Annotated in this window: 15 protein-coding genes and 1 pseudogene; 2 read left to right on the forward strand and 14 right to left on the reverse strand. The window is 47.6% G+C overall.

What is annotated here, in order from left to right; translation table 11 throughout:
* Positions 1–6: 6 nt before the first annotated feature.
* Both thrS and BN1360_RS03005 read right to left on the reverse strand, forming a co-directional pair.
* A pseudogene (gene thrS, locus BN1360_RS03000) lies at positions 7–1,776 on the reverse strand (threonine--tRNA ligase); the annotation flags it as partial.
* A gap of 1,580 nt (positions 1,777–3,356) precedes the next feature.
* Positions 3,357–3,665: a DUF3889 domain-containing protein gene (locus BN1360_RS03005; RefSeq protein WP_068778490.1), complete on the reverse strand. Its 309-nt coding sequence runs from the start codon at positions 3,663–3,665 to the stop codon at positions 3,357–3,359.
* Positions 3,666–3,846: 181 nt separating this feature from the next.
* Here BN1360_RS03005 and BN1360_RS03010 point away from each other — a divergent pair, with 181 nt between their 5' ends.
* Together BN1360_RS03010 and BN1360_RS03015 are read left to right on the forward strand one after the other, a co-directional pair.
* The gene (locus BN1360_RS03010; protein ID WP_068778429.1) at positions 3,847–4,419 is read left to right on the forward strand and encodes a sigma-70 family RNA polymerase sigma factor; all 573 of its coding nucleotides are present in this window, start codon (positions 3,847–3,849) and stop codon (positions 4,417–4,419) included.
* A complete protein-coding gene (locus BN1360_RS03015) occupies positions 4,412–5,704 on the forward strand; it encodes a DUF4179 domain-containing protein (protein ID WP_068778430.1) in 1,293 nt (430 codons plus the stop codon). Before BN1360_RS03010 ends, BN1360_RS03015 begins: the two co-directional genes overlap by 8 nt.
* A gap of 94 nt (positions 5,705–5,798) precedes the next feature.
* Here the strand turns inward: BN1360_RS03015 and BN1360_RS03020 are convergent, their stop codons facing one another.
* From BN1360_RS03020 to BN1360_RS03075, 12 genes are all read right to left on the reverse strand, one after another.
* A complete protein-coding gene (locus tag BN1360_RS03020) occupies positions 5,799–7,583 on the reverse strand; it encodes an ABC transporter ATP-binding protein (protein WP_069188276.1) in 1,785 nt (594 codons plus the stop codon).
* Positions 7,584–8,000: 417 nt separating this feature from the next.
* Positions 8,001–9,683 carry a glycoside hydrolase family 13 protein gene (locus BN1360_RS03025; RefSeq protein WP_068778431.1) on the reverse strand — a complete coding sequence of 561 codons (1,683 nt, stop codon included), beginning with the start codon at positions 9,681–9,683 and terminating at the stop codon, positions 8,001–8,003.
* 43 nt (positions 9,684–9,726) lie between these two features.
* Positions 9,727–10,554, reverse strand: coding sequence for a carbohydrate ABC transporter permease (locus BN1360_RS03030; protein WP_068778432.1), 828 nt, complete (start codon positions 10,552–10,554; stop codon positions 9,727–9,729).
* Positions 10,554–11,420, reverse strand: a complete 867-nt coding sequence (locus BN1360_RS03035; RefSeq protein ID WP_068778433.1) for a carbohydrate ABC transporter permease — start codon at positions 11,418–11,420, stop codon at positions 10,554–10,556. The genes BN1360_RS03030 and BN1360_RS03035 overlap by 1 nt, the downstream gene beginning before the upstream one ends.
* A gap of 82 nt (positions 11,421–11,502) precedes the next feature.
* Complete coding sequence (locus BN1360_RS03040) at positions 11,503–12,759, reverse strand: ABC transporter substrate-binding protein (protein ID WP_068778434.1); 1,257 nt, start codon at positions 12,757–12,759, stop codon at positions 11,503–11,505.
* Between the two features lie 229 nt (positions 12,760–12,988).
* Positions 12,989–13,996 (reverse strand): LacI family DNA-binding transcriptional regulator, encoded by a 1,008-nt coding sequence (locus tag BN1360_RS03045; RefSeq protein WP_068778435.1) that lies wholly within the window; start codon positions 13,994–13,996, stop codon positions 12,989–12,991.
* A gap of 242 nt (positions 13,997–14,238) precedes the next feature.
* Positions 14,239–15,984, reverse strand: a complete 1,746-nt coding sequence (locus tag BN1360_RS03050) for a fibronectin type III domain-containing protein (RefSeq protein ID WP_068778436.1) — start codon at positions 15,982–15,984, stop codon at positions 14,239–14,241.
* Between the two features lie 566 nt (positions 15,985–16,550).
* Positions 16,551–18,980 (reverse strand): ABC transporter permease, encoded by a 2,430-nt coding sequence (locus tag BN1360_RS03055; RefSeq protein ID WP_068778437.1) that lies wholly within the window; start codon positions 18,978–18,980, stop codon positions 16,551–16,553.
* 5 nt (positions 18,981–18,985) lie between these two features.
* Entirely contained in the window at positions 18,986–19,777 is a 792-nt protein-coding gene (locus BN1360_RS03060; RefSeq protein ID WP_068778491.1) for an ABC transporter ATP-binding protein, read from the reverse strand.
* 60 nt (positions 19,778–19,837) lie between these two features.
* Positions 19,838–21,271 carry a HAMP domain-containing sensor histidine kinase gene (locus tag BN1360_RS03065; RefSeq protein ID WP_068778438.1) on the reverse strand — a complete coding sequence of 478 codons (1,434 nt, stop codon included), beginning with the start codon at positions 21,269–21,271 and terminating at the stop codon, positions 19,838–19,840.
* 25 nt (positions 21,272–21,296) lie between these two features.
* The gene (locus BN1360_RS03070; RefSeq protein WP_068778439.1) at positions 21,297–22,010 is read right to left on the reverse strand and encodes a response regulator transcription factor; all 714 of its coding nucleotides are present in this window, start codon (positions 22,008–22,010) and stop codon (positions 21,297–21,299) included.
* 222 nt (positions 22,011–22,232) lie between these two features.
* Entirely contained in the window at positions 22,233–23,981 is a 1,749-nt protein-coding gene (locus tag BN1360_RS03075; RefSeq protein ID WP_068778440.1) for a glycoside hydrolase family 35 protein, read from the reverse strand.
* Positions 23,982–23,990 lie beyond the last annotated feature (9 nt).

The following is a 23,990-nucleotide window of genomic DNA, read 5'->3' on the forward strand; positions in this document are numbered from 1 at the left end:
GGTAAGTTACTGCGCCCGCTCATTTATTTTCCCTTTCATCATGGAGATGAAGGCATAAGGCTCATATAACTCCTGCTCCTTCTGGCCGTAAGCCCGAACCTGCACATTTCCTGCGGCGAGCTCGGCATCACCAACGATCAGCATGTATGGGACTTTTTGCATTTGCGCCTCCCGGATCCTATAACCAAGCTTCTCCTCCCGCGAGTCTACATCGGCCCGAATCCCTGCATCGATCAGGCGTTCACGCAGCTCATTGGCGTATGCGGCATGAGCCTCGGCAACGGGAACAACCACCGCCTGCACCGGTGCTAGCCAAATCGGAAAAGCCCCTGCATAATGCTCAATCAATATACCGAGGAAACGGTCGATTGATCCGTAAATTGCCCGGTGTATAACGACTGGAATTTGCTTATTGTTCTGCTCATCCACATAGGATAGCCCGAATTTCTCCGGCATTTGAAAATCCAGCTGAATGGTTCCGCATTGGTGACTGCGATGCAAGGCATCCTTAATATGAAAATCAATCTTCGGTCCGTAGAAGGCGCCATCCTCGGGATTTAAACTGTACTTCAGCCCCGATGCTTCGAGCACTTTCAGAAGCGCACCTTCCGCCGCTTCCCACTGTTCATCGCTGCCCATTGAATCCAGCGGCCTAGTCGACAGCTCGAGTGAATATTCGAAGCCAAAGATTCCGTAGATCTCTTTAATCAGATCGATCGTATGCATAATCTCCGCTTCAATCTGTTCCGGCGCTGCAAAAATATGAGCATCGTCCTGGCAAAAAGTTCTGACCCGAAACAGGCCATTTAGCGCCCCGCTGAATTCATGGCGATGTACCTGACCGAATTCGGCATAACGAATGGGCAGATCTTTATAAGAATGCAGGCTGTTCCGGTACATCAACATATGCCCTGGGCAGTTCATCGGCTTAACGGCAAAATGATGATGATCAAGCTCGGAGAAATACATATTGTCGCGATAATGATCCCAGTGCCCGGACTGCTCCCACATATGGCGATCCATCATAAACGGGGTACGAACCTCCTCATATTCGTACTTCAGTAAATATTCCCGTGACAAACCCTCCAGCTCATTGCGGAGCACTGTGCCTTTAGGTAAATAAAACGGCATCCCGGGGGCCTCATCCGCAAACATAAACAATTGAAGCTGCTTGCCGAGCTTGCGGTGATCGCGCTTCTGAGCTTCTTCCTGCCACTTCAAATATTCATCAAGCTCCCGCTTGCTTGCAAATGCTACCCCATAAATGCGCTGCAGCATCGGCTTCTGGCTATCCCCTTGCCAATAGGCCCCGGATACATTTAAGAGCTTGAAGAACGGCTTGGAACGAAGCAAATCCCGTGCAGCACTCGGGTCTAATTCCTCATTATGATGACCAGACTCCGCCGCACAACCCCCTGGAAGAATATCCGCATAGTCCCCCTGTTCAAAAATAACAATCGGCTCCTCCATCGCCCCTTCTTTGAGCCATTCTACCTTCCAATGCTCCCCCTTCGCCTCAAAAAGCTGAATCGCCTCCATTCGGGAGTAGTAACGGCAATTCGCAGGCTCATCCTGAACGGCAAGCTGTTTCATGGCCTGCTCAATCTCTGCAACCTCCTCCTCAGTCACTGGATTGGCAGCGTCAAAATCATAGTAGAAGCCCTGTGGAGTATCCGCGAACATCCCCAGTCTGATGCCTTGAATCTTGTTCTGTACGGCTCTTGCCATCAGCATGGCAGCATATCTTCTTCCCAGTACTTGCTTTGAAATTGGACTACACATTGTAATATCACTCCTAAATTTTATGATTATATGAACAAAAGAGCGCGCTGTCCGCATAGGGACGAGCGCGCTCGTGGTTCCACCCATATTCAACTCGCTAATTAGAGACCGTTCAAAAAGTTCACCTTGGATTCCAGATGTAGGACGGAATGCGTCCTTCGTACTGAAAACCGGTCTTTTTGAACTCGCACTGTAAAGCGAATCCTTATGTTTTCTATAACGGGAATTCCCGGCAATCCTTACACTCACATGCTGCAACCTTTCGCACCGTACATCGCCCCCATTGGGAACTTGCATTATGGCACTTCATCGTTACACACATGATTTCAAAATTGCAGCTACAAGGCGGTAAATCCTTACTTCCTCCATAGGGGCTTCCAGCCTAAGACCCCGTTCTCTGGTATGGTATCCATAAGCATTTTTATCCTTGATCCTCGCTTTTTGATCATTTGCAAAACTAAAAAAGCGCGCTGTCCGCATAGGGACGAGCACGCTCGTGGTTCCACCCATATTCAACTCGCTAATTAGAGATCGTTCAAAAAGTCCGCTTGGGATTTCAGATGTAAAACGGAAGGTTTCTCCGTGCTGAAAACCGGCTTTTTTGAACTCGCGCTGTGAAGCGAATTCTTATGTCTTCTGTAACGGGAATTCCCGGCAATCCTTACACTCATGCTGCAACCCTTCGCACCCCTCGCCCCCATTGGGAACTCGCGTTATGGCGCTCCATCGTTGCAAACCTGATTTCAAAATTGCAGCTACAAGGCGGTAAATCCTTACTTCCTCCATAGGGGCTTCCAGCCTAAGGCCCCGTTCTCTGGCATGGTATCCATAAACACTTTTGTCCTTGATCCTCGCTTTTTGAGGTTGTTCATAAAGTCTGCTGTTGATAAGAAAACCGTCGAAGTCATTTAAAGAACAGCGACCGCGATCCAAAAGTTGGCTTTCTTGCGATATAGCATTTCTTCAGCCCATGCTGATCATCCATAAATGCTGTATCTCACAGTATACTTCGAGTAAACTGCACTCCTCATGCCCTGGCTTCATTCGACTGAAACGTTTTGAAAAAAGCGCCTATCGAGGCATAAGCTTCAGTGCTGCTGAAACCCATCTTAAAAAAATTCAAAAAAGCGCACTGTCCGCATAGGGACGAGCGCGCTCGTGGTTCCACCCAAGTTCAATTCGCTAATTTAGAGATGATTCAAAAAGTCCGCCAGAACATTCAGATGTAGAACAAAATATGTTCTCCGTGCTGAAAACCGGCCCTTTTTGAACTCGCACTGTGAAGCGAATCCTTATAACTTCTGTAACGGGAATTCCCGGCAATCCTTACACTCATGCTGCAGCCTTTCGCACCGCACGTCGCTCCCATTCAGAACTTGCGTTACGGCACTCCGTCGTTACAAACATGATTTCAAAATTGCAGCTACAAGGCGGTAAATTCTTACTCCCTCCATAGGGGCTTCCAGCCTAAGACCCCGTTCTCTGATATGGCATTCATAAGTCTTCTTGTCCTTGATTCAAGCTTTTGCGATACACCAATACTAAGCAACACGGCTAGAAATGTCAACTGCCATTTATCCCGCCTTTTCATAACGGATTGTATACTCCGTATCATGAGCAGGGTTGAACTGAAGGTACACATAAACCCCAAACTCGCTGCCATCCTTCGTTCTGATCCACAGCTTAAATTTCTCCTCGGCCTTATCGGCGGACAGATAGGTCCGGCCTATGTGCAAATAATCTATAATATCCGCTTGATAACGTTGCTGGGTTTCTTTGACCGCAATTTGGCCCCATTTGGCATATTCCGGAGCAACAGCCGCGCCCACCGTTCCGATGCATAGTGTCCACGTTATAACTAAGCTGACTATAATCCGTAACATTCCTGTCGGCAACTTCAATTTAGCGCATCTCCTTAGTGTAATCTATGGATACTACTAATATCTCTTCGATGAGCTGCAAATATTCTATAACCCTTCCCTTCGAGGGCGGCAGCATGCAAAATTTATAGATAAATGAACTTTTTGCGCTCCTTATAACTCTTATATTAAGAGAGGTGAAGGCATGAAGACAGTACGTTTGGTGAAGAAAGCCAAAAAGGGAAACAAAGAAGCATTACTACAGCTCATCATGGCTGAGGAAAATAAATACTATCAGCTTGCCTTAACCTATATGGGGAATGCCCATGATGCGATGGATGCCATGGAGGATATGATTCTCATCCTGTACGAGAAGATCGAGCAGCTTAAGAACGAAGAAGCCTTCTATAGCTGGAGCAAGACGATTCTTGTCAATAGCTGCAAAGGGCTGCTCCGCCAACGAAACAAGCTGGTACTGGTCGATGAGTGGGAGTCTGAGTATGGCAATCATTCAGAACCGGGGGCATCTCCCCACGGGACAAACTTCGCTGAAGCCAACGATCCATATTTGAATAGTGAACGGCAAATAGACATCCAAACCTTATTGCTTCAGATCAATGAGCAGCAAAAGGAAGCAATCCAGTTGAAATATTTGCATGACCTCGATTACCAGACCATTGCAGATATAACTCAGGTACCGATCGGAACTGTCAAATCAAGAATCTTCCAAGGCTTGAAAAGACTAAGAGAATATCGTGGAGGTGAGCAGAATGAATAACATCGAGGAGCAATTAGCCGAGGAGAAACAGCGACTTGAAAATGAGAGCCCCCCCAAGGAGCTGAATACCCGATTAAGATCCGTCTTAGCCACAGCTCCCTCCAGAAAGTCGAAGCGCATCGCCCCCGTCTGGAAGGCCGCAGCTGTCCTTATTCTTATCGCTGCGATCTTCGGATCGAACTATAATGCATTTGCCTATTACGGCAAACAGCTATTTGGATTCGATGAGCTGATGGAAGATACTTTGAAGCAGCTTAATGATAAAGGCATGGGACAGAGCATAGAGGAGAAGGTCACGCTGAAGGACGGAACGGATTTCACCATCAACGGGATTATTGCGGATGCAAATCAGCTGGTAATGTATTATACCTTGTTTAATCCACAGGGGCTGGATCAGAGCCATGAGCCAATCCGCCTGGAATCTATCAGCGGTTTCTGGACGAAATCCCATCCGGCAAGCGGTACATCGGTTATGAATGAGCAGCAAACCGAAATGAAGGGTATGATGACTTTCGACAGCGTAAGCCCCTTCGCCAAGAAATTAACACTGCATTATATGCAAATGCCTTATTCCGCCGAGCAAATGTCGGCGGGAGCCATTACTTTTGCATACAATCCAAATCAAGCGCTGCAGACACAGCTAAGGCAATCGATCAATAAGACGTTCAAGGTGGACCACGGCTCATTGACATTCCAATCCATCACGGCTACGCCAACACAAACGGTTGTCAGAGGAACCATGCGGGTGGACAATTACTACCGTGTTCATAACGCTCTGGATGGGATTAAGCTAAGAGCAGACGGAATTGAAATTCCACTCAAAGGCAGCGGAAGCCAATCTTCATTTGGCAGCAGAATCCGCTTCGAAATCCTTTACGATGCTCTTCCGCAACAGCTTCAAAGCTTGGAGCTCGTCATGGACCATTTTGTCGGGTATCAGTCCTTGAATCAAAAGCTGTCGCTGGAAAATGCAGGTGCCGATCCATTTAAATTGGGTGAAGAAAATTTATGGGTTAAGGATGTATCCGTCACCACCGACCATGTTGAGGTTACCATCGCCACAGCAGACGATGTCATGCTGGATGGTGTCTCCTTGGAGACTCAGGGTGAAAATACGCCATTGCAAACGACGGTCAGACAGGATCTCGTTAAGCAGGCCGACGGAACATTGCTGAAGCAACGCACGCTGCTATTTAATGCAAAAAACAAGCCGGAATATTTGCTGATTAAGGGAATGCACTTTATGAAAGCTTACAATGAGACAATCGCGATTCCTATAAAATGATTATACGGGGATGACTGCCGGGCCAAATGTCCTGAATTCAAAAAAGAAAGAGCGAGCCGAAACACTCGGCCCGCTCCTTTTTATATACCCTAATCTATAACATCTCTGACCCCGTCAACGTCTCAGAAACATTGGTCATCGAAGTACGATTCGCTGCTGCTTCCTGTAATCTCTCCTTCTCCGCTCTCTTCTCCTGATCCCAAAGCTCCTGAAAGTAGGGGCTGCTGTGAAGAAGCTCTTCAAAGGTACCCATACCCGCAATTGCTCCATCCCTCACTAACAAAATTCGATCCACATGCTTTACAAAATCCAGTCTGTGAGCAATCACAAGAAGCGTATGCTGGCTGAACCTGCTCAGTAGGGATTCCATCACCCTCTGCTCGGTAATATTGTCGAGGGCCGATACAGGCTCATCGAGGATAACCAGTTCCCTCTGCTGGGCCATAATTCTGGCAAAGGCCAGACGCTGCCGTTCCCCGCCGGATAGCTTAATCCCCCGTTCTCCCACCATCGTATCCAATCCCTTCGGGAGACTCATCACCTTTTCCTTCAGCAGCACCGTATCCAGCAATTCATATATCTGCTCGTCGGACATCTCCTGATCAAATACGATATTGCTGCGAATCGTCGCATCAAAGATCGGCGCATCCTGCGAGATGTAAGATATATGATCATACAGGCTGTTCAGCTTGATCTGATCGATATCCACTCCGTCGAGGAGGATGCTGCCCGATTCCTTTTTCAGGAGTCCAAGCAATAACTTCACGATCGTTGACTTGCCGCTGCCGCTAAGCCCGACGATTGCCAGTGATGTCCCCTGCGGCATCGCAAAAGAAACCCGATCCAGAAGTCGTGCATCCCCGTACGAGAAGGATACATCTCTAAACTCAATCCGCCCGGACAAAGGCCCTACTTCCATCCCCTGCAGCAAATTGGCATCCTCAGGCGCATTAACGAATTGCTCAAGACGTTCATAAGCGACCCGGTTCAGCTTGTAATCGACATAAATGACGTTGAAGATGGCGACCGGTGTGTATACCTGATCAATGAACATGATCAAAGCGACCACGATGCCGATCGACGTTCTGCCGGCCAAAATCTGCTTAACTCCATACACAAGTATCGCAACCTTCAGCAGACATACAATTACAGCAAATATCGTAAAAAACGCTTCGTGAATCATGCGGATTCGGCAGTTCTTGGCGACGATATCTCCTGCTGTAGCTGTAAGACGTTTGATTTCCTTGTCGTAGCGCTTGTTGAGCCGGAAGACGACCAGCTCCATAAATCCGCGCACCGAGTATTTGGCCAGCTTCTCCTGACTGTCCAGCAGCGAGGCTTTGATTCTGTAGAGCATGCGCAGCAGCAGGTTGGTCAGCAGAAATATAACGATATACCCCACCGCAATAACTAACATAATTTGTGTGTTATACAGACCGATAAATAACAAGCTGAATAACATGGTTGGCAGCAGGTTGCTGAATATCTCTAAGTAAAAAGAGTAAATGATGCTTTTTCCCGCAGACGCCCCATTCTCGATCACCTTGATCATCCGACCGGTTCCAGCATTCTGGTAGGCGCCATAATCCATTCTGGACACCTTCTCCAACGCCATAATCTTCAGCTTCTCAAAAATTCCGTGCGACAAATACGTCTGCGGATATTCTGTGAAGTAATTCAAAAGAGTCACTGCCATCAAAATGCAACCGTACAACACAATGAACCCCAATATATCGTTAAGCTGACGGACCCCAGCTACCTGGTCGATCAGCTCTTGAAATATCCTGATGCCATAAGCGTTAAGAAATTGAATCATGAAGCCCATAACGATATACAACAAGATCATCCACTTGAAAAGAGCAAGGCATTTCTTCAACATATTCTTCTACCTCCGATAAGATCAAAAAAGCCAAGGACCCCCTACTCCTATATGCAGACGGAAAATAACTGTCTGATATCGATATCAAGACAATTCTTCCAACAAACATATATAGCATGGTGCCCTTGGCTTAATTCTAGAGAAATGGCATTTGCCGACACCGTTCAAAGCTCCAGTCCCGTTGTGACCAAAAGGGCATAGAACCCCCTTGATAGCTGTTACGCGTATTACCCAGCCCGAGAACTAATTACTTCGAACGTTATGGATTGCCATCCTCTTCACCTCATCATTGTAGAATAATCTCATTATATCCGTTCCTGTTAATCGCTACAACAATGCGATTCATGCCTCCTGCCTTTCGAGCAAAATAAAAAGAACGGCCGAAGCCGTTCCTCTAATCTAACCGATCCTTACGAGTTAGCTTAATCTCAATACCTGAGCCTCGTATGGGCGAAGCTCCATTTGTTCAAGCCGTGTGCCTTCAGACCATTCATAATTGCCAATCAGCCGCTCATAAGACTGGTAACCTACAGACGCAGGCAGCTCAAAGGTTACGGGATCAGCGAAGAAGTTAAGGATCACCAGCAAACGTTCATCGCCCCAAGTGCGAGTATATGCATAAATATGCTCATGATCCTCCAGCAGGAGCTGATATTTGCCATAGACAATCACTTCATGCTGCTTGCGCAGCTCAATCAGGCGACGATAGTAATGGAAAATAGAATCCGGATCAGCCATGGCCTCTCCGGCATTGATCTCTTGATAATTGGGATTAACGACAAGCCAAGGTGTCCCGGTTGTAAAGCCACCATGTGCTGTTGCATCCCATTGCATCGGCGTACGGGCATTATCGCGGCCTTTGCTATAGATGGAGGCCATTATCTCTTCAACCGCGCGGCCTGCTTCGCGATGTTCATTGAACATATTATGCGTCTCGATATCCTGATACTCTTCAATCGTCGCGAACTTCACATTGGTCATGCCCAGCTCTTCACCCTGATAAATGAACGGTGTGCCCTGCATCGTGTGAAGCAAGGTACCAAGCATTTTAGCGGATTGCTTGCGGTATTTGCCGTCATCGCCGAAGCGGGATACCATTCGCGGCTGGTCATGATTGTTCAGGAACAGGCTGTTCCAGCCCTTCCCTTCAAGTTCGGTCTGCCACTTGCTCATAATACGCTTGAAGTCGAGCAGCTTCCACGGCGTTACAAACCATTTGCCGCCCGGGCCCGAGTCGATGTCCATCGATTCGAACTGGAACACCATGCTCAGCTCGCCCCGATCCTCACCTACATAAAGCGCCGCTTCCTCCGGCGATACTCCCGGCGTCTCGCCAACGGTCATCACATCATATTTGGACAGTACTTCCCTGTTCATCTCCTGCAGGAATTCATGGATACGCGGACCGTTCATGAAGTATTTGCTGCCGTCCTTATACTTCCCTTCTCCTTCTCCATCCGGCAGGCCTTCGACTTTGCTGATCATATTGATGACATCCATCCGGAAGCCATCGATGCCTTTATCCAGCCACCAGGTCATCAAATCATACACTTCACGGCGTACCTTCTCATTTTCCCAGTTCAAATCCGGCTGCTTCTTGGAGAAGAGGTGCAGATAATACTGCTCTGTCGCCTCATCATACTTCCAGGCTGAACCGCTGAAGATAGAGGACCAGTTATTCGGTTCCTTGGCTTCCTTACTGTCCTTGCCGTCACGCCAAATATAATAATCGCGGTAAGGATTATCCTTGGACTTGCGAGATTCAACAAACCAGGCATGCTCATCCGAGGTATGGTTCACTACCAAATCCATAATCAGCTTCATTCCGCGGCTATGCAAGCCGTCGAGCAGTCGCTCCCAATCCTCGATCGTACCGAACTCATCCATAATTCCCCGATAATTGCTAATATCATAGCCATTATCGTCGTTCGGCGACTCATAGACCGGACATAACCAGATTACATCGACTCCCAGCTTCTGTAAATAATCCAGTCTTGAAATAATCCCCGGAATATCGCCGATCCCATCCCCGTTGCTGTCCTGGAAACTGCGCGGATATATCTGATATACAACGCTTTCCTTCCACCATGTCTTCTTCATGAATGAAAACTCCTATCCATTTATTTATCTATATTCATGATGCTTATGACTTTACAGCGCCTTGTGTGATTCCGTTAATAATCCACTTCTGTGCGAAAATATATACGATCACCATCGGTGCCAGCGCCAGCAGGTAAGAGGCAAAGGCCAGGTTGTAATCCGTGCTGAATTGCCCTTGGAATACATACTGCACCAGAGGAAGCGTATACGATTTCGGTTTGCTCAAAATAATGAGCGGCAGCATGAAGTCGTTCCAGGTGGACAGACAGCTCAGAATAGCGACTGTCGCATTAATCGGCGCAAGCAGCGGGAAAATAATCCGCCAGAAGGTTCCGTACGTTGTTGCACCATCGACCGTTGCTGCTTCCTCCAGCTCCAACGGGATGGAACGGATATAACCAACATAGACGAAAATGTTAAAGGCCAGTCCATAGACGATATACAAAATGATTAGGCCAGGGATGTTGTTCATTTTCAGATCGGTCGTCAGCTTCACAACCGGCAGCATAATGATCTGGAACGGAATGAACATCGCGCTGATGAAGTAGAAATATAAGCCCTTAAAGAACTTATGGTTCATATTACGCGCTACGGCATATGACACTAGCGAGTTCGTCAAGAGCACGAAGCCCACCGAGAAGAACGTAATGACGAAGCTGTTCTTAAACGCCGAGAAGAAATCCGTCGCTTCGATCGCCCGGGTGAAGTTGTCGAAGTGCAGTCCTGTCGGCAAAGCGAAGATGGATTGAGCCATCTCTTCCGGATTTTTTAGCGCAATGGATACGGTCATATACAGCGGAAATAGAATAACGAGCGAACCGAGGGTAATCAGGGCTGTTATGAGCCAATTGGTGGAGTTTCTGGTTTTCATTAGGCATCCAACTCCCTCTTCTGTAAAAAGTTAAGCTGCACGACAGAAATCATTACAATCACAATGAAATAAATAACTGCGTTCGCCGATTGATAAGCGAATTCTCCGCCCTGGAAGCCGCCTTGATAGATCAGCATGGCGATCGATTGCGTCGAGCGTCCCGGACCCCCGCCGGTCAGGGCTACGATCTGGTCAAATACCATAAGCGAGTTCTTCATTGCCAGCACCATATTGATCGTAAAGAACGAAGCCAGCATCGGGAATGTCATCGACCAGAATCTGTTCCATGCCCCAGCGCCATCGATATCCGCCGCTTCGTAAATATCACGCGGAATGGTCTGCAGACCAGCCAGGTACAGAATCGTATTGAAGGCAATCCCTTGCCATACTGCAACGATTACGATACCAATCCAGGCCCACTTCTCACTGCCGAGAATGTTCGTTGTTAGAAACTCACTGCCCAGTTTTTCACCAATCATCGGGATAGCATTGGCAAAAATATAGTTAAAGATATAGCCAACAATCAACACGCCGAGAACGTTAGGCAGGAAGTAAATGCCCCGAAAGAAATTGCGGAATTTGATGCGCGAGTTCAGCCCCAGAGCAATAAGCAAGCTGATAACATTAATAAATATAGTAACGACGATCGCGTATTTGAAAGTAAATAGATAAGCGTTCAGAACATTACTATCTGTGAACAGGGAAGCAAAGTTCTTGAAGCCTACAAAATCATAGCTGTCGCTATAGCCGTCATAGTTCGTAAATGAATAAAATATCCCTTGCAGCGTTGGAAAGGTATGAAATAGGAAAAACAGGAGCAAGGCCGGTATGGTCATTGTGTAGAACGCGGCTTTCCTTTTGGCCATCGTAATCCTCCTTCTTTAAATGGAGAAGAGCGCACGGTCAGCGCACTCTCCTCCTCTCACTAAGGGTTCAGGTTCAAGCTTATTATTTACGGTTTGCCACCTTGTCCCACTCTGTATCAAACTGCTTCACATAAGCGTCTATATCTTTCTTTTGCAGGAAGCCTTGGATAATCGTATCGGCTTTCACAGCACTTGGAATGTAGTGGTCGGAGAAATCCTCGATCGCACCGCTCTCGAATGCCGCATTGAAACCTTCTACGCTTGGATCGGATTGGGTTACGCCCTTAACCGCAGAGAATGCTTTTTGTTGATCGATGAAGAATTGAATATTGTCCGGTTGCAGCATAAAGTCGATGAATTTCTTGGCTTCCTCCGAATGCTTCGTATTCTTGGAGATCGCCAGCAGAGTATCGACCCCGGAAATCACTTTGTTCTTCGCTTCATCGTTCGTTGCAGGGAATGGGAATACGCCCAGTTCTACATTTGGATTGGCCTTGAGAATTTCAGGAATAGCCCACACGCCTTGAATGTACATAGCTGCTTCTCCTCTGGCAAATGCAGCATTACCATCGTTGTAGCCTTTGCCGAACAGGTCCTTCTGACCAAAATCAAGCAATTTCAACTGCTTCTCAGCCACTTCACGGAATTCAGGGCTGTCGAATTTGATAGTTCCCTCGGCACGTTTGCCATAGAAGTCGATACCGACAATGTCACTGGACAGAGAGTTGAACGGAACAAGCGTTGTCCAGGAATCTTTCAGCGTTTGATAAATTGAAGTTTTTCCGGCATCCTTCGCTTTTTGAGCCACGTTCATAAATTCATCCCAAGTCTTAGGAACTTCAAGTCCAAGCTCGGAGAAGATCGCTTTGTTGTAGATTACACCGCTTGCATTAGCTGTAAACGGAATCGCATAAGCGCTTTCAGAGCCGATCAGCTTGTTCAACATATTCAGATAAGCTGGCTGAATGTTGTTAAGTAGAGCATCTCCGGTAAGATCAGCGAAGATTCCGCTCTTTGCCAATTGAGCATAAGTATCAGTGGCGCCGAGGCCGATAACATCAGGAACGTCTTTCTTCGCTACACGGGTTTTAAGGACAGTCTCAGCATCCGGTGGATTCACCTGCTGAACATGAATATTCGGGTTCGCCTCATTAAATTTCTTAATAAGAGCATCAAATGAATCCTTGGCTTCCGTCTTGTTTTGGAAGAATTCCAATTCTACCTTCTTGGCCGATGACGTATTGCCACTGGACTCATTTGAATTTTTTGAACTGCCGCAGCCGGCTAATGCCATCAAAAATAATGCACTCACAAGAACTAAGGATATTGTCTTTTTCATACTTACTGACCCTCCATACTTTTTATTTTTGCTGTGTAGAATAACCAATAGCGAGTAAACGTATACTTCTAGTTTGAAGAAACGTCCTGTTCTCTCTTTCCCGGCAACCACCTCCCTCAAGTCGATTTTCTATAAACTCTCTCTGTAACCTGTCTATGAATAATCACTAGAAATAGATTAGAAAAAGAGTAAACGTTTACTTTCTTGGGAAAAAAACTTGCCTTGTTGTTCAAGGCATTTGGCGAACCGTCTGTCTCTCTATTAATTGATGGGTAACAATGCTGCTGGATACCTGATCGGTACCCTCGATTAATTGAATCAGCATCTCAGAGGCCATCCGCCCCATCATCGGCAAAGGCTGGTGTATCGTCGTTAACGGAGGAAAGACCATTCTCGAGAAGACCAGATCATCATAACCGATAATCGAGAGGTCCTCCGGGACTTTAAGTCCCCGTTCCAAGGCTACCCCCATCGCGCCGATCGCCATCTCATCGCTGGCAGCAAACAAAGCGGTGAACGGCGGCGCCTCATCCAGCAGCTTCTTCATCGCTTCACGCCCCATATCCAGGCGGAAGTTTCCGTAGCCCACTCTCGATTCCATATATTCCAGACCGTTATCTTCAAGCGCCTGACGATAACCATCCAGACGGGGAACGCCAGCAATGGCATCTGTAATCGTCCCGCAGATCATTGCGATATCGCGATGCCCTTTGCGGATGAGATATTCTGTGGCATGATAGGAAGCCTGCCGGTCATCTACCTTCACATAAGGAATAGCATGCTTATGGGATAACGTGTTCACCAGTACGACCGGAACCCTCATCTGCTTGAGCAGTTTGTAATACTCATCCTCCAAGGATCCGCTTGTAAATATCACGCCGTCCACCTGCTTCTCTCCAAGCACCTGGAGGTACTTCAGCGTACGTTTTCCGTCTTCATCCGTATTGCACATAATGACACTAAAGCCCTTATCATTGGCTACCTGCTCTATCCCGTGCAGAATCTCTGACGAGAAACTGCTGGATACATCGGGAACGAGGACACCAATCGTCTGGGTCCGTTTATTGATCAGACCTCTGGCAATCGCGTTAGGCTGGTAGCCGAGCTCTTCAACCGCTTTCAAAACCTTCTGCTTCGTCTTGTCAGAATAGCCTGAAAGATTGTGAAGCACCCTGGAGACTGTGGCCACCGATACCCCTGATGCCTTGGCAACATCCTTAATTGTTGGAGGGTTCATATTCCCATCACAATCGCAACCTTCTTTACATATTCATAACGCTTATTATTTACTTAAAAATTTTGAGTAAACGTTTAACTTGGTTACAGTATACTTTCCTGTTTTACCTTTGTCAACGCTTTTATGAATCGCTTTCACAATTATAGGGGAAGTGATTGCGAAATCAAAGTAAGCCCTTTCCCGCTTTGTTGGCCACCCGCCCCCCATCGACTGAAGAGCGGGCCGCCGACTGCTGTGAACCATTATGGTAATGTCAATAAGAGAGGTTTAACCGTATTGGCAAAAGAATAATTCGTGGTCTTGTCCCAGTTGATCGACCATGTCATCGCACCGCGGAAATCCGGATATTTCGCTACCGGTTTATACGTCCCGCAATCCGTGCCGTTCGTCAGGCATTTCAGCGCATTGTTGACGACCGTTGGAGAGACATACCCACCCCCAGCCGCACCCGAAGTGGCAGGCACTCCGATTCCTAATTGGGAAGGCTCTACCCATTGCAGCGTCAAATCGGACAGCGCCGTAAGGAAATCAATCGTTCCCTGAGAGTAGCATTTCCCGTCACGCCCCAGCATACACCCGGAATTGTAGTATTGTACATTGATGACGGTAGTGATGTCTTTAAGATTGTTGTATAACTGCATATACGTTGTATTCGAGCTTTGCATATCAATCGTTTGCGGAGCCATGGTCAGAATAAAGCCTGATCCGACTTTGGCTTGCAATTGACGTACCGCGTTCGTCAGGTTTGTTACATTCATGCCATTTTCGAGGTCAATATCGATGCCATCAAGTCCATACTGCGTAATCAGCCCGTACATACTGTCCACGAAATTGGTAACGTTAGGGGATGCGTTATTCAAATTAACATTCCCCTTCTCTCCGCCGATGGAGAGAATAATCTTCTTGCCTTGGGCGCGCTTCGCCTGAATATCATTGATCAGATCGGCATTAGTGTAGCCACCCAGTGCATTGGATAGCGGTCCGTCCACGTTAAAGGTTACTCCGCCTGGCTTCGCCGGGTCCATTTCCGCGAAGGAAAGTGCAATAATATCATATTGGCTTGGAACGTCGCTGAGCTTAATATTGGAAGAGCCGTTAATAAAATTATGCCAATAGCCTGTCAGCGTGTGCTTCGGCAGCTGCCCGCCGCCACCGCCTCCGCTCGTCGTTGCGCTGACCGCTGTGCTTTGCGGAGATACATTCCCGGCGGCATCCTTGGCGGCTACCTTGAAAGTATACGCCGTAGCTGCAGAGAGGCCCGAGACCGTAGCGCTTGTTCCCGTGACAGACAACGCCAGATTGGCGCCCTGATATACATCATATCCGGTAACGCCGACATTATCTGTAGAAGCCGTCCAGGATAGCGATACTGACGATGAGGTTACACCCGTAACTGTAACGTTGACAGGCGTCGAAGGGGCCTGAGTATCCGGACCGCTGACAGCATTCGTCTTCACGTTAATCGTATTGCTGGAAGGAGATACATTGCCGGCGGCATCCTTGGCCTGTACTGTATAAGAATAAGTTGTATCCGGAGTAAGTCCGGTATGGGTGAATGTCAATGTAGAACCGGAGACACTGCCAACCGATGCTGTACCTTGATGGATCACATATTCTGTGACGCCTACATTATCGGTAGAGGCCGACCATTGCAGCGTGATGCTGGAGCTTGTGACGTTGGAGACATTCAAATTGCCCGGCGCGGTCGGGGCCTGAGTATCACTGGTTCCACCTTGCGTCAGTTGCCATAATGCCGGCACGTTAGGCGGTTCCCAACCGACAAGCGAAGTATGCGGCTGAATTGCTTTATAGGTACTGCCTCCATAGGTTACAGTATCATTCGCCTGGTAAGCCACATTTGGCGCCCATGCGCCCCGATCCGCAGCAAATGCTAGCGATGGCAGCAGCGCCACAAATAGTGCGATGATCAGTAAGACAGGTATTCCGCGTCTGATCCCCTTGCTCGTCTGTTGCGGCATTTTTCTCATCGAAACTCCTCCTTATCTTTCAGCTAGCTACCTCCATCTCCCATAAAACCTTGAAGCCTTGAAATGCCTCCTTTCTTCTTTCTCTATGAAAATAAACTATGCGCGTTGTACTTCGATAGAGCAGTCATGACAGCATAGATTATTTAAGCGGATCATCAACCTGAAAACACGTCAAAAAAGAGGCCCATAAAATAGATGGACATGAACCTATAAGATCAAAACATATTACAAATAACTACAACTGAGAAAGCGAAAAATTGGATTCATTGGATAGGAAAAATCGACGCTTCTAAAGAGGGAACACAGCAACAACTGGACGTGTAGAACCGGAATCGGACTTGCTTGATAAGAGGAAAATACTGCAGAAAAACTGAGGTTTACTTATGAATCTGTATCTATTGTAAATAACTGTAATTCTATTGTCTATATCTGATTTGCCAAAATATATCAAAATTTAATATTAGTCAAAATTGTTCACACCCGCTTGCAACCAGAATAAGAGTCTGATCACCTGCACGATGATGAGACTCTTTTCTATTTTGCAACTAACACGAGCTAAATTTCCTTTATTCTACCACGAGAATTTGCGGCGAGGTTCTTGCTACTATTCTTGAAGATGCCCAGGAACCTAATCCGGCTGCCAAGGCGGTAACGAGAATAAAGGCTATAATCCCCCACCAGTTCAGGATAAGAGGAAGCTTGGCGATACCATAATCGGACAGAACACCCCCCAGAACCATCGGTAAGATATACGCGCCTGCAAGAGCCCCGATAACTGCGCCAATTATTGAGAGTACCAAGACGCCCAGCATTATCGAAAACCTTATTTTCCCCGAGGTTAGACCTAAGGTCTTATAGATTCCGTAGGTCTTGCTCTCTTTGCGAATGTTAATGCGGCTCAAGCTATAGACGATAATCACCGTCACCCCGGTAAATAGCAGCCCCATGATAGACATTGGCAAAATTAATGAACCAACCGCTTGTTTATAGACCGCATCGAGCAAAGTTTGCTGCGTGGTTACCGACGCCGAATTGCCGTACCTTGCGCTCAAGTCCTGAACAACCTGTTCCGGCTCTGCATCCTTCCGCAAATTGATGAATCCAGAGTCAAGATCCTCATAATCCGGATGATTCACTCTGACGGTATCCACCATAATTCTTGCTGAGTAGGACATATTAGCAATTGACTGATAGATTCCCGAGATCGTCAACAGATGCTTATGCCCTTCGATATAAACCTCTATTACATCCCCGATCTCTTTGTTCAGCCGCTTCGCTACATTCATCCCGATCGAAATCTCGCCCTTGTTCTGCGGGTTCCTCCCGCTCAAATTACGGTACCCAATCTCGTCATAACTGCCATCGATCACTATAATTGAGAAGTTCATTGGCTCGGTATAACGCGCTTCAACACCCGCAGGCCGATCCGCTGTCATAACGCCGTTCACAGCCCCGATCCAATTCGTATTCTCGATCCGAGGGTCGGATGCCGCCTGCTGGTCGAATACAGACCGGGAGAAGATGGATTTATTTGTTACTTGCACTACAACATCGGTTGAATCATAACCCCATAATGGCGAGGTCTCCTTGATATGGCTGATACTATATAGAAGCACGAAGCCCAGAACCAGTACAGCCGACATCATCATAGACAGAAGCAGCATCAGCAGTGTGGCCTTTCTATTCTTCAGCAGATTTCTAGATCCGATGACAGCCAGCAGCGGAACTCTTCCAAGCATGCCTGTCGAACTCAAACCTTTTGGCCTTGTAAGTCTTCTTGTCTTCATACTGTACTGCGTCTCCGACATCCCATAACGGATCGCCTGCATCGGCTGTACATGACGCGCCTTATTAGCATAGTAGAGTACACATAATAAAATCAGAGTCAGTACCAGCAGCGCTGTTATCACGGTCGGCCATCCCCCTCCTGGAGTGACAGCGCCGGTCTTCGTCTTCAAAGACGAGAGCGCACTATCTACAATCACTCCGGATAAGAAACGGCTGGCTATAAATCCGGGAATTACCGATACCCCCGCGATAATGATGTACTGCATCATATACACGCCAACCAGCTTTCTGGAGGTCAGGCCTAACGCTTTTATAACACCGATCGTCTTATAGTTGGACAAAATATCATCCGATATCGTAAATCCAATCGTAAATAGAGCCACGAACATCATCATTACACCGAGAGACACCATAATGAACCCTATCGCTTTATTCATAATCAAGTAGAAAGAGGACATCTCCTGGAAGCTTGTCTTCGACCCCAAATAAGGCGTGCCCATCTCTTGCTGCCATCGCTCCCAATAAACGGAACTTTGGCTATAATCCTCATAGCGAAGCCCCATCATATATTGATCATTGCCTGGAGTATCCTGAAATTGTGCTTCATAGTCCTGATGATTCATCCAGATTCGTGCAGAGGTTGGAAAAGGAGCGCCAAACGGCATATCAACAACAACCGCCGCTACTTTCATGGCAAGTCTACTGTCACCCGTGGAGAATTCCAGCGTATCTCCTGGGGAAATATCGTATAAATAAGCAATCGAGGAAGGAAGCCAGACGTTTCCCGGTTCAGGTACCAAGCTCTCTTTTCCCTGTGCAAATAGAAGCTCATCTACTTCATATGGTCTGGCCGTGGTATCCATCATATACAAGTACAGGTTCGAGAGGCCGGCTGTGGGCTCATGCCCTGATCTCGATATACCTGATAAAGTTCGAAACGGGATTAGTGGGGAAGTATTCACTGCTTCCTGCTCTGTCCACCACTGATGTACACGCTTGGGATCATGCACTTCTCCATCCAGAATTAGCAGCTCATGGGAACCATGTGTCTTGGCATGCATACCCGTAAATAAATTGGTCGTATTAAGGATTACTGTTACTGAGGTTACAAGGAGAATTGTCGATAGCAAAATAAGCAGACCGATTAAAGCGTTATGGACCTTCTTCTTCCTTAAATTCGCTCTGCAAAGAGAGTAAGCCGCATACATCGTACTTACCCCCTTCCGGATATACAAGCAAATAGGATCTTCTCCCGCTCCTCGAGCTGATCGGCCCCGAACTTCCCAAGCTGCAAAACATCAGCGATCTTGCCGTCGTGGATCAGAATCAGTCGGTCAGCGCGGCATGCCGCTTTGATATCATGAGTGACCATGACCACGGATTGCCCCTTGCGATTCATCTCTGTCAGAATATCCAGCACGGCAACCCCATGCTCGTAATTCAAGCTGCCCGTAGGCTCATCGGCAAAAATAACGTCCGGATCATTCATCAAAGCACGGGCGATAGCCGCCCGCTGCTGCTGTCCGCCTGAGGTCTGAGCCGGAACTCTGTGCTGCTGCCCATCGATTTCCATCATTTTCATCAGATTTTGTACCTTTTCATCCACCTGTTGTTTGGATTGACCCTCGATATACCCGGGCAAAGCGATATTCTCATAGAAAGTCAGATCAGGTACAAGGTTAATGCTCTGATAGATATATCCGATGCGCTTTGTTCTAAACCGCGCCAGCTCCTTCTCTGAATAATCGTCGATCCTCTCGCCCCAATAGTAAACCTCCCCCACCGTGACCGAATCAAGCCCACTGAGAAGATACAATAGAGTTGATTTTCCCGAACCCGAGTTGCCCATGATCACCGTAAAATCGCCCTCATAAATGTCAAGGTTCAAATTTCGTATGGCATGGAATTGTTCACTGCCCGTGGAATAAGTCTTGCACAGATTCTTTGCTTCAATAATTACCTTTTTCACAAGAAAGTGCCCCCTCAAGTATAAACATACCCTCATTGTAAGAGGCGCATATTGATAGACCCTTATCAAAATATTAATGAAATATTACATGCCCGCCTATAATGGGATCAGGCAATAGAACGTCGTTCCTTGTCCCTCTATACTTCGGAAGAAAATCGTGCCATGATGCGCTTCAATAATATATTTGCAGATCGACAGTCCAAGCCCACTCCCCTCTGTGCCAGAGCCTCTATCGGTCTTGCCTTGGAAGTAACGCTCGAACACAAACGGCATATCCTGGGGAAGAATCCCCCGTCCTGTATCTGCAATCGTTATCTTGAGCTTTCCCTGTTCCAGCTCAGTATTGACGCTGATCGTATCCCCCGGTTCTGTATGCTTCAAGGCATTCGTAATCAGATTGGATACCACCTGCTCCAGTCGATGTCCATCCAGATGAATCAATACATTAGGGATGTCCGTTGGCTCAATAAAATGAACTCCGGTTGTGCGTACATAGTGAGCAATCGGCTGCAGGATGGATTCCAGCAGTTCCTTGCTGTACCTCTCCTTCAGCGTCACCGATATTTGTCCCAGCTCCTTCAGAGCGTGCAGCAGCAGATCGTCGGTCAGCCTGGCCATCTTCTCCGTATTGCTGTACATGACTCGGGCATATTCCATAACGGTATCCATATCCGGGCATACCCCTTCTCGCATCGCTTCGATATAGGCCTTCAAGGTGGCCAACGGTGTCTTCAGGTCATGGGAAATATTCGTGATCAGTTCTTTCTGTGCTTGTTCCTGTTCCTCTCTGCGCCGACTCAGATGCTGGATCTCCATCCTCATCTGCTCGAACATCGTATGAACCTCACCGAATTCATTCATCTCATCATAGGTCGCTTTTGGCTCATAGTTGCCCTTAAGAATCGCTTCCGAATAGTCTTTTAATTGATGAACGGGAATAAGAACATCCTGTTTAATCTTCCTTGTTAGCAGGAGCAGCGATATACATAGGATCATGACAATGACAACAATAGTAGCTAACAGTAAATACAAAGCTCCGTTCGTCTTGGGAACAAATACGTCCTCCACCGGAAGCATGAATATGGCGTTACCAACTTGAGTTTGTGCTTGTGCCGCTCCGGCAACTACCGGAAAAGCGATGCGAAAATGATCCTGGTCCATTCTGGCTTGATACAAATCATAATGAAGTCCTGTTTTTACATCGATTTGCTGGAGTTCGGTATCTGAAGAAGCATTAAATAGCACCCGCCCGTCAAGCCCTGTATATACGAAGCTCACTTGCGATTCCTTGGACATGTTCAACAATGCATCCCGAACTTCCACTGAGTTGGCGATCTCCTGTCCATGCTGCTCCAGATAATGCATAATTTCGCTCACCTGCAGGCGTGCCCGATTGATGACATATCCGGAATCCTCACGCTGCCCTTGAAGATGATCATTCCAGAGAAATCCTCCGCTACAGATGGCTATCATAAGCAGTCCAATCCAAGCGACGATCAGCCATCTTTTAATCCAAGCCTGTAAATACATAGAACTCTCCTATCTCGACCAGGTCTTATTCATCAAAGCTGAATTTATAGCCGACTCCCCAAACTGTTTTAATATATACCGGATTGGAAGGGTCAGCCTCCAGCTTCTCGCGTAATCTGCGTATGTACACGGTAATGGTATTCTCGTCCCCATAAGTACTGTATCCCCAGACGGCGTCCAGCAACTGGGTCTTGGAGAATACCTGATTACGGTGCTTGCACAGGTAGAACAGCAGCTCCAATTCCTTGGCGGAGAGCGAGACCTCCTGTCCCTCTTTCGTCACCCGGTAGGCCTTCCTGTCGATCAGGATTGCTCCAAATTGGAGAATACCCTCGCCCTTAGGTGCCGTATGAGCTGGATTTATCATGCTCTCGACCCTTCGCAAGTTGGATTTGATTCTGGCTAGCAATTCAATAAGCGAGAACGGCTTGGTCATATAATCATCCGCTCCAAAGCCAAGCCCCAGCACCTTATCCGTGTCACTGCCCCTGGCACTCAGGATGAGGATAGGGACATTATTCCGCTCACGAATCTGCCGACAGAGCTCGATTCCGTCCATATCAGGCAGCATGATGTCGAGAATGATGAAGTCTGGCTGCCAGGATTCGATGCGCTGTAACGCATCCTGGGCATGATCAACAACCGCCGTCTCATAGCCCTGCTTGCTGATGTAGTCCTTAACAATTCGTGCGAGATCCTGTTCATCTTCAATTATTAGAATTCTTTTATATGCTGTCATATTAATCTCCTAAACCATTCACAAAGTAAAATAAATAATGCCTTCTTAAACCTAATTCGTGGAAAGGAATTTATATCCTGCCTTCCTACTAATCTATGAACTTGAAATAGCGACGGATGGTCATGACCATGGCCTGGTTTAAAGTAAAAAAGAACCTGCCGAGTATGCAAACTCAACAGGTTCATGTAGCTTATAACAAACTATGTGTATTTTTCCTCATCTTTACCCTAAATCCGACTTATCGACGAAACGAATCCTCGGTGCTGCAGCGCCATGCAATTCAAAAATAATAATCTCATTGCTTCCCTCTTGAAGCAGCGGCCCAGGTACGTACAGCGTTCTCTGCGGTCCGACATTCCAATAACGCCCCAGATTAAAGCCGTTCACGAACACGACGCCCTTGATCCAGCCATCCAGATTGAGGAATGTATCGGCAACGTCGTTCACCGTAAATTCCCCGCGGTAGAAGGAAGGTTCCATATGACCAGATAGCGATTCGAACAAGAGACCGGATAGTTCGCTTAGCGGCAGCGGATGAATCGTCCAATCCGACAGGAACTGCATGCCATGCCGCACTCCCTCTGTAACTCCCTTGAGATCCTTAATATAGGGCCCATAATTTACCCGCCCCATATTCTCCACGAGTATGCTAAGGTGTGCTCCGCCTTCCGGCACTTCGAACTCAATGATGGCTCCGGCCTGGCTGCGATCCAATGTACCCAGAATTTGTCCGTCCAGAAACACCAGTGCCCGGTCATGCAAATCCTGAATGTACAGCGGCTGCTTCGGTCTAGGACCCGAGAGGAATGTACTGTATTGAATGAAGCCGTAATCCTGTCCCAGCTCCTCCATCGGTAAAGGATAAGCGGATTGGATAGGCTGGGAAATTCGCGATATATTCAGCGATAGTGGAGCCTGCCCCGTCATCACTACTTCACCGTAAGCCTGCTTCGCCACAGGTCGCGGCAGCTCGATATCGTCAAGCTTCCGATGCTTGGCAATCACATCGCGGACAGCATAATACTTATTCGTCGGCTCACCACTCTCATCCAGTAGAACATCATAGTCATAGCTTGTAATCGTAGGCTCATAGCTGTCCTCTGTATGTCCATTCGCCCCGTTATAGAAGCCGAAGTTCGTACCTCCATGGAACATATAGAAATTGACCGATGCGCCCATGCTTAGCATCTCATCCAGAACCTCAGCCACATCCTGGGCCGAACGGGTGTGATGCCCTTCCCGCCAATGGTCAAACCAGCCATTCCAGAACTCCATGCACATGACCGGTGCATCCGGCTGGTACTTGCGCAGCTTGGCGAAAGCCTCAGCAGGGCGAGACCCGAAATTCACCGTCGCCAGCACACCGTCAACCATGCCGCCCTGCAGCATATAATCCTCCGGTCCATCCGAGGTGAACAGCAGCACATCAATGCCGCGCTTGATCATTGCATCCTTCAGATAGTTCAAATAAAGCTTATCATTGCCGTAGCTTCCGTATTCATTCTCGATCTGCATCGCGATAATAGGCCCGCCCTGCGTGCAGAGCAGAGGTCTGAGCATAGGCAGCAATACATCATAATAAGCATCGACATGCTCCAGGAACGGCTTATGATAGCAGCGCAGCCGCATATCCGGTTCCGCCAGCAGCCAGGCTGGCATACCGCCGAACTCCCATTCCGCACATATATAAGGAGATGGCCTTACGATGACATGCAGGCCAATCTTCCCTGCTATCTCAATAAAGCGTACAATGTCCGCGAGCCCCTCGAAGTTGAATTGCCCTTTCTGCGGCTCATGGATATTCCAGGCCACATACGTCTCCACCGTATTAAAGCCGCAGGCCTTCAGCTTAAGCAGCCGATCCTCCCAATATTCCGGCACGACTCGGAAGTGATGAATCGCCCCGGAGATCATCTGAATCGGCTCATTATTGAAATAGAACGAAGAGCCCGAGTAATGAAAAGTAGACATAATTCCCTC

This window comes from Paenibacillus sp. GM2 (genome assembly GCF_900069005.2).
Classification (GTDB): Bacteria; Bacillota; Bacilli; order Paenibacillales; family Paenibacillaceae; genus Fontibacillus.

Coding starts and splice junctions, on each gene's coding strand:
- BN1360_RS03005 (WP_068778490.1), bottom strand. CDS start 3,665: ATGTTACGGATTATAGTCAGCTTAGTTATAACGTGGACACTATGCATC.
- BN1360_RS03010 (WP_068778429.1), top strand. CDS start 3,847: ATGAAGACAGTACGTTTGGTGAAGAAAGCCAAAAAGGGAAACAAAGAA.
- BN1360_RS03015 (WP_068778430.1), top strand. CDS start 4,412: ATGAATAACATCGAGGAGCAATTAGCCGAGGAGAAACAGCGACTTGAA.
- BN1360_RS03020 (WP_069188276.1), bottom strand. CDS start 7,583: ATGTTGAAGAAATGCCTTGCTCTTTTCAAGTGGATGATCTTGTTGTAT.
- BN1360_RS03025 (WP_068778431.1), bottom strand. CDS start 9,683: ATGAAGAAGACATGGTGGAAGGAAAGCGTTGTATATCAGATATATCCG.
- BN1360_RS03030 (WP_068778432.1), bottom strand. CDS start 10,554: ATGAAAACCAGAAACTCCACCAATTGGCTCATAACAGCCCTGATTACC.
- BN1360_RS03035 (WP_068778433.1), bottom strand. CDS start 11,420: ATGGCCAAAAGGAAAGCCGCGTTCTACACAATGACCATACCGGCCTTG.
- BN1360_RS03040 (WP_068778434.1), bottom strand. CDS start 12,759: ATGAAAAAGACAATATCCTTAGTTCTTGTGAGTGCATTATTTTTGATG.
- BN1360_RS03045 (WP_068778435.1), bottom strand. CDS start 13,996: ATGAACCCTCCAACAATTAAGGATGTTGCCAAGGCATCAGGGGTATCG.
- BN1360_RS03050 (WP_068778436.1), bottom strand. CDS start 15,984: ATGAGAAAAATGCCGCAACAGACGAGCAAGGGGATCAGACGCGGAATA.
- BN1360_RS03055 (WP_068778437.1), bottom strand. CDS start 18,980: ATGTATGCGGCTTACTCTCTTTGCAGAGCGAATTTAAGGAAGAAGAAG.
- BN1360_RS03060 (WP_068778491.1), bottom strand. CDS start 19,777: ATGAGGGTATGTTTATACTTGAGGGGGCACTTTCTTGTGAAAAAGGTA.
- BN1360_RS03065 (WP_068778438.1), bottom strand. CDS start 21,271: ATGTATTTACAGGCTTGGATTAAAAGATGGCTGATCGTCGCTTGGATT.
- BN1360_RS03070 (WP_068778439.1), bottom strand. CDS start 22,010: ATGACAGCATATAAAAGAATTCTAATAATTGAAGATGAACAGGATCTC.
- BN1360_RS03075 (WP_068778440.1), bottom strand. CDS start 23,981: ATGTCTACTTTTCATTACTCGGGCTCTTCGTTCTATTTCAATAATGAG.